5 protein-coding genes and 1 pseudogene are annotated in these 6,260 nt (G+C 42.2%); 1 reads left to right on the forward strand and 5 read right to left on the reverse strand.

Going from position 1 to position 6,260, the window contains the following annotated elements:
- Positions 1 to 206: 206 nt before the first annotated feature.
- The 5 genes from Q0954_RS32295 to Q0954_RS32315 all read right to left on the reverse strand — a co-directional run bounded on the left by Q0954_RS32295 (position 207) and on the right by Q0954_RS32315 (position 5,589).
- On the reverse strand, positions 207 to 1,181 hold the full coding sequence (locus tag Q0954_RS32295) for a succinylglutamate desuccinylase/aspartoacylase family protein (RefSeq protein ID WP_299465608.1): 975 nt from the start codon (positions 1,179 to 1,181) through the stop codon (positions 207 to 209).
- Positions 1,181 to 2,620: a hypothetical protein gene (locus Q0954_RS32300; protein ID WP_299465611.1), complete on the reverse strand. Its 1,440-nt coding sequence runs from the start codon at positions 2,618 to 2,620 to the stop codon at positions 1,181 to 1,183. The genes Q0954_RS32295 and Q0954_RS32300 overlap by 1 nt, the downstream gene beginning before the upstream one ends.
- 337 nt (positions 2,621 to 2,957) lie before the next feature.
- The gene (locus tag Q0954_RS32305) at positions 2,958 to 3,986 is read right to left on the reverse strand and encodes a WYL domain-containing protein (RefSeq protein ID WP_299465614.1); all 1,029 of its coding nucleotides are present in this window, start codon (positions 3,984 to 3,986) and stop codon (positions 2,958 to 2,960) included.
- 69 nt (positions 3,987 to 4,055) lie between these two features.
- Entirely contained in the window at positions 4,056 to 4,442 is a 387-nt protein-coding gene (locus Q0954_RS32310) for a hypothetical protein (RefSeq protein ID WP_299465617.1), read from the reverse strand.
- Between the two features lie 115 nt (positions 4,443 to 4,557).
- Positions 4,558 to 5,589, reverse strand: coding sequence for a hypothetical protein (locus Q0954_RS32315; RefSeq protein WP_299465619.1), 1,032 nt, complete (start codon positions 5,587 to 5,589; stop codon positions 4,558 to 4,560).
- A 402-nt stretch (positions 5,590 to 5,991) separates the two neighbouring features.
- Here Q0954_RS32315 and Q0954_RS32320 point away from each other — a divergent pair.
- Positions 5,992 to 6,260, forward strand: a pseudogene (locus tag Q0954_RS32320) (site-specific DNA-methyltransferase); the annotation flags it as partial.

Consider the following 6,260-nt stretch of genomic DNA (forward strand, 5'->3'; position numbering starts at 1 on the left):
GCTCTAAGAATGGGCTATCAAATACAAAAAATAGCTTCCTGATTATCAGTAGATTATGAAATTGGTAGATGGAAGTCTGTAATCGCTTCGCGCTCATTCGTAATTCGTAATTGAACCATTCGTAATTGAATATTAGTCAGTAGTCTGTAATCGCTTTGCGCTCATTCGTAATTCGTAATTGAACCATTCGTAATTCACTAATTCCCTTAACTATTTGCCTCACGAACTCCCAAATGCAAAATACGCCCCCCGGTTTGGTTGATAGGGTGCACACTTTTACCAATCACCACACCATCTTCGGGAGCAAAGTATTCTTTGGCAATGTCGCCAAAAATGTTTTTAGTCACTGCTATCTTCTGTCCCTGTTTTATTTCGTCTACAATGTTGGGCAACACCTCAAGCACACCACCTTCGTTAGCGTAAATCCAGTAAGAACGCCCACAAAGTATTGGTGAAGCAGCAGGGGGCACAATTTTACCCTTGATCATTCCCAAATCAATCATCACATTGAATATACCCTCAATCCCTGCGCTAATCATTCCTTTCTGAAAACGGTTAGGATCGCCCAGTTCTGAGGTAATGGCGTGAATGCCCATATCGGTAGCCGCACTACGTAAGGTGCCATCTGCCCCTTGATTGCTGAGTATAATATCGGCGTTTTGTAGGTGCGACATTCTTGAGGCAACTTTACCCTTCATATTGGCACGGATATAATAAGAATTGATGCGCCCAAAACTTGCCGTGTGCAGGTCAATCAAATAATCGAACTGTTGAATTACCCGCTCCATCATTCTATATACATATACATCGCTGGTGTTGCCAAACTCGCTGCCTGGCATAATACGATTGATATCTTCGCCATCTATAAAACGGCGTTCCTGATTGAGCAAAGCAGGTACATTAAAGGCAATGACCCCTACAATGGTACCTGTAAGGGTATTGACATCTATTTGCTTAAAAATTTTCTGGATAACCGATATCCCATTGAGTTCGTTGCCGTGCACAGCCGCGGTAACGCCCAGTACAGGGCCTTCTTTTTTACCTTTGGCTACCATTACGGGTATGTATATGGGTTGTCCCATACCATTAGACACGAGGTGAACCCGAAACTTTTTGAAGCAACCATCGGGGATGGTGTCCAAATCCAATCTTTTGATAACTTCTATATGTGTATCTATCATTAGCTTACCATTATTTCGTCAATTAATGCCTGGTCGTTGTTAAGCGAGCGGAAAAGCTTTTGCTTCAGTGCTCCTTTGGTTCCTATAAAATTTACCGCCATTTTGTCTATAGCAATGGTGGCAAGTAAGGTCTGGATATACCCCTGAATGAGATCGTCCAGTCCTACCCCCAAACGGTTAAAGTCGCGACGATCCATTAACAACAAACGATCGGTATCGGAACTCCATTGGTTTTGGTCAAGTTTAACCGATAAGTTAGTACCTAATATTTGCCATGAGTTGGCACCCGAATCTAAATGATCGAGCAATGGTGCCGCTGCCTTACGGGCATAAATTGCCAAGGGCTTGAAACCGTCTTTGGTACTACGAAGCATCATACGTACATCGGCAGCAAAACTTTCCCCTTTTTTGTCAGGCATAGTCCCTACATGGTAAAATCTGCCCTCTTGGGTATTTGAGCTCCACCAATAGTTTCCAATCAGGCTTTGTACGATAAACTGGTCATACTCGTAGTCTTTTGCCATAAAGTTGTCAAGCTCTTGTTGGTTTACTATAGTAAATACCCCTTGCCCAGCATTGGAGTAAGGTATTTTGATAACGGCTTGTCCACCCATTTTTTGCACCCAAAGCGGCACCTCATTTTTGCTTACATCCCAGATAGTTTCCGGGGTGAAAATCTTCAGGTTACTTTCGGCAATCTCGGCATTGAAAAACTCATACGCTTTAGAAGCCACCATTTTGTTACGCCCCCCTGCCAAGCAAGCAATGATGGGGTTAAAAATGAAAGTTTTGCTCTTGATAGGCAAACGGTTCCAAGGCTTTTGGGTCAAATACCTAAACACTGCCCGCAAGGGTTTCCAGTTGCCAGATTCATCAACAAACTCCAGTACACCCGATTCATTTAGCCGGACATTTTGCTCATCTGCTTGGCTATAAAAAGGAATAAAATGAACATTCTCCCGAAACACGCTCGCCATAGCTGCGGCATAGCCTGAGGCTTCCATGGGGTTTTTGTCATAAATTACCGCCAGGTCTCCTTCGGGCAAACGACGGGCTTTGAGCAATGGTTTAAAGGTTTCACGCATCAGTATTTCGTACCCGCCCATTTCTAAATTATCGTCTAGCAAAGGCATCGACTTTTGCCCCGATGGGCAAGAATTGGTTTCTATCACTACCATTTGGCGTTTGCCCTGCTCCGATGTTACATGAATAAGGTCAGTGCCCGCCCAATAAAAATGCTTGGGTTGGTACTTCATCCACTTCATCAAATCGTCTGGCTTTACCATAGGGTTGAGGTGGCAATAGCGTTGCACGATTCGCTCCTGACTTAGGTTTAAGAAAAATGCCACCATTGGGTGAATAGTTGCATTCAACGCCTTGGGATACCAGTGTTTGCTTGGTTCAAAAGCGTCGGGTGAAATTAGAATTGATTGCTTCATTTTTTATCAAATTTTCGGGGTTAAAAGTCTGATAAAAAAACAGATAAAACTATATAAATTCGAAATATTTTTCAGGCAAAAAAAAGAAGTAAAAAGAACCTATATAAACGCTTGATTTACAAGATGCTACAATGGTTTTTTAACACTGATTTTTTAGTTCATTTAGAGGCATAGAAACTGCAATGAGATTTAGGGTGTTTTTTGGGCTGTTTACTTTCACTATTCGATGGTTAAGTCAGCCTATGGTTACTTCCTTATCAAGCAAGTCAATTGACTCTTACTAATGATCGGGTGAGGCTCCCCTCTGAAGCGACGAAATCGGCGTTTAAGAAAGTTACTATTCCCCTATTTCATTGTTTAGTTGGTCGTATAAATGCAGGTTATACTTAAGGCGGTTTTCTATGCGCTCGCGCAAACGTTTGGGTTGTAACACCACCATAGTTTCGCCAAACCCCAATATTTCGCGTTCCAGCTCATAGTTGAGCTGCACATTTACCGAGATAGTAATGCCTTCTTCGCCTTTTTCAAGGATTTGCTGGCTATGATGAATGGGTTTGGTAATGACATAAGGCGAGCTGCGTCGGTCTATCTTTAATACCACCTTTTCGGGGCGTTGATTGGCGTTTACAGTAACCCCTATTACATTTTTAAAATACTCGCTTAGGTCTACTTCAGTTTCCTGAAACTTTTCGTAAGATTTTTCAATTTTTTGAATCCTGTCCAAAGCAAGCGTGCTAATGTCAGGAAACCCCTGTTTATTACCCATCACAAACCAACGGTTGCGGTATTCTTTGAGTAAATAAGGAAACAGCACAAAGGTATTGGCGCGTCGGGCGCGAAAAGATTGGTAGGTAAGCTCAATAGGTTTTTTTTGCAAAATAGCTTCATAAATCACATCAAGATACTCCAGCCCACGTAGGTTTTCGTTTTTTTCAAAGTCAATCACCGATTCCTGGTCGGTTTTTGCCGTATGAATCTTGTCTTCCAGCTTTTGCACCATCCCGCTCAATTCTTTGAAGTGAGTAAACCCTTTGAATTGCTTCAAAATCTCTACTACTTCGTTGAGTTTCAATAAATCCTGATCGGTGAGCGGAATATTGGTGATAGAATACTCAGGGTCTTCATAAATATAATACTTGCGGTCTTGCACTATAATGGGGGCATTGTAACCCAACTTATCGCTCCGCATCATCTGAATATCCATTTGCACAGTACGCCTGCTCACCCCTTTGTCTATGCCCTCATATTCATACAAAGCCTCCGAACAGGCTTCTATCAAGTCATCCAGCGTCCATTGACGGAAACGGTTACGCAGGCAATTGTCTATAGTGCGATAACGAATGAGGGCATTTCTGTTTACGGGCATTGTTATGAAGTTTTTTAGTTATTAGTTGATAGTGTCAACAGACTTTGGCTACTGGCAAAGGAGCCATACCTAAATCAACCGTTTATCTGCTACATTGTTGAGCACCGCCCCAAAAAGCATAAATGACAGGACAAATATCAACCCGCGATCTTTGAAGTCAATATCACTGGTAATGACCGACACTTGACTAAACCAAACAATGACCCCTACTAATAGTATAAATGCGACGGCTACTGCCATCTGTAGCCAAAAAGCCTCTTGTTTGCGTTTGAAGCCCCCCATACACAATACGGTGTCATACATATAGAGCACAAAAGCAAGCGGGATAAACACGGTAAAGCTCATAGTAGTCAGTACTGATATATAAGCATCAAAGCCAATCATTAAAATTAAAGGACTAAAACCCAGTGGTAGCGTGCAAGACGCTACGATCAATATTTTTATTATTCTTTGCATGCGTGATTAGTTTAATGCGCAAGATACAAGATTTGGCGCACAAGGCACAAAAATCTTGCAGGTTAGGTCTTACAATCGCCACAACCCCCATTTTTTAGTCGGTCTTTACTCATTTTTACCCATTTATTTCCTCTCTTCTCAGTAGCGCTTCGTCTAGCCGTAGCCGTTGTTGTACTTGTATGCTTGCTGGTTTGTATGAGCCCTTAAGAGTGCGATTTTCTATCTTTTTTGCCACGCTTTCGGCAAGCACTCCAGCAGAAGTATGGTAGTCGTATAAATAAGCGAGCCCTCCCCAACGGTTAAACATCATATAAGGTCCATAATGAGTCCCTACCCAATGGTAGCGCACCCAATCGGAATAAAGGGGTACTTGCAAACCAAAAAAATACACGGCGTTTATTTCACCCTCAGTATTAACCGCAATGACCATATACTCTTCGGCTTTGAGGTTGCCTTCTACCCTCAGGCTTTCGTCTTTGCTCAGATCGTGCCATAAGTCCATCTTACATATATAAAACATTTGGTTGTCGAGCCATACACATTCTTTGATCTCCTGGCAAGCCCAATGGCACTGCATCCAATGAAAACAATACAGTTTTTCGCCCTTCACCACTTGCCCGCTATAAGATCTGTTGCCCAACAACTCACCTTTTTCAGTGATAGAGTTCCTAAAAAACGACAAGTATTTTTTTTGGTACAGTATGCCCTGGGTATCTTCAGGCAAAGTTTTGTAAGGACGTTCGTAGTAGGTTTTTAACCGCTCGTCAATATCGGCAGGAGTTACGTTTAGTTTGGCTTGCCAAGTGTGGGTTTGGGTTTCGTTTTGGTGGCAATAATACCAACCTGCATACAAGTTGACCAGGCGTTGCCAGCGTTGGTTTTCTTTAAGGTCGAGTGCCTCCAGAGTTGCCAGGCTAATCGTTTGTGCAGCATTGGTGGTCAGGCTCCAGGTTACCGGTCCGGTAAAACCCACCATTTCGTAACCATTGGGCATTTGATAGTATACCAAAAACACTTTTTCTTTTTTGCCATTCCAGGGTATTTTTTTGGTCCATACCACTTCGCATTGGGTAGGTGTAGCTCCTTGGTGTTCGCTTAGCCAGGTAGTCATTGCTTGCACTGCCCAGTCATTGTCTTTTTTTGCCATTAACTTTACAGGTTTTTGTAAGTTTTTTGAAAAATACAAAAATATTTTTTACTACGCAAAAACATTGCGCAATAGCGCTTTTACTTTGTATCAACAATTAAGCAATCAGGCTATAAGCGTACTTCCTTCTGCTTCTTTATTGACTTAGTGCGCTTGATTTCCCGATTGACTTATCCATTTATACACCTGTTGAGGTAGCTCAGTGGTAGAGCTTTCGGCGCTTAACCGAAAGGACTTTTTCTTTTGTTTTAAAGTATTGTATATCAAAAGTTTACAGGTAATAAGGAGTGTTTGGTAACCTATATGGTAAACATTAAAAACTAATAGTTATACTTATAAAAAACTATTAATATTAAGTAAGCCTGCCATCAAAACGACTATTTATAAAGCCCAAACTCAATTATGACAAAAGAACAACCTCCCACTCCCGAAGCCCTGCGCTCCCGCATTTTAGGTTTAGAAATGATCGACTGGAAAGCAATGGAGTTTATCCAGCACGACAATTTCAAAGTATCTACCGATGAGCAGTATCAAAAGGTGGTGAGTTCGCTGGTGAACAACCAGTTTGTGGCACCCTTTTATGTATGGCGAGATGAAGCAGGCAACCACTGGTGTGTAGACGGCAAGCGCCGCGATACTGTGCTGCGCCGCATTGAAGCAGAAGGTGGGGC

Source organism: uncultured Microscilla sp. (assembly GCF_947493425.1).
Lineage (GTDB): Bacteria > Bacteroidota > Bacteroidia > Cytophagales > Microscillaceae > Microscilla.